Source organism: Shewanella sp. NKUCC05_KAH (assembly GCF_019345585.1).
In the GTDB taxonomy this organism is placed as follows: Bacteria; Pseudomonadota; Gammaproteobacteria; order Enterobacterales; family Shewanellaceae; genus Shewanella; species Shewanella oncorhynchi.
Window position 1 is genome coordinate 1 of sequence record NZ_JAHKQZ010000055.1, and the last position, 480, is coordinate 480.

Annotated in this window: 1 pseudogene; it reads left to right on the top strand. The window is 58.3% G+C overall.

Going from position 1 to position 480, the window contains the following annotated elements:
- A pseudogene (locus KO533_RS22440) lies at window positions 1–480 on the top strand (hypothetical protein); the annotation flags it as partial.

The following is a 480-nucleotide window of genomic DNA, read 5'->3' on the forward strand; positions in this document are numbered from 1 at the left end:
AATTACACCCAAGGACCTAGACGTAATTTGGGGACAGCCCCAGATGCAGCGCCGAGTACCGCGACTGGTCATCCTCGTGGTCCCGCGGCAGGTAATGGCAGCGGTACAACCCCAGCGGTAACGGGCAACGGTTCGCCATCGATAACTGATGATGGTACTCAAACCGATGTTCCGACAGCCGTCGCGGGCACGTCGGCTCGTCCACCTGTCGCGGCGAAGACCACAAACACGCCTTCAATGTCACAGACGGATGGCGTGCCTACGGAAGACACCCCTGCGACAGAAGTGCCTGAGGCGAATGCTGCAAAAGGATACACTGGCCGTAAATGGGAGGTGAGTAGTTCAACACCTGTGAATCTGAGTCAGGGAGCGCAAACGGGCAGCAATTACACCCAAGGACCTAGACGTAATCTGGGGACAACCCCAGATGCAGCGCCGAGTACCGCGACTGGTCATCCTCGTGGTTCCGCGGCTGGCAAT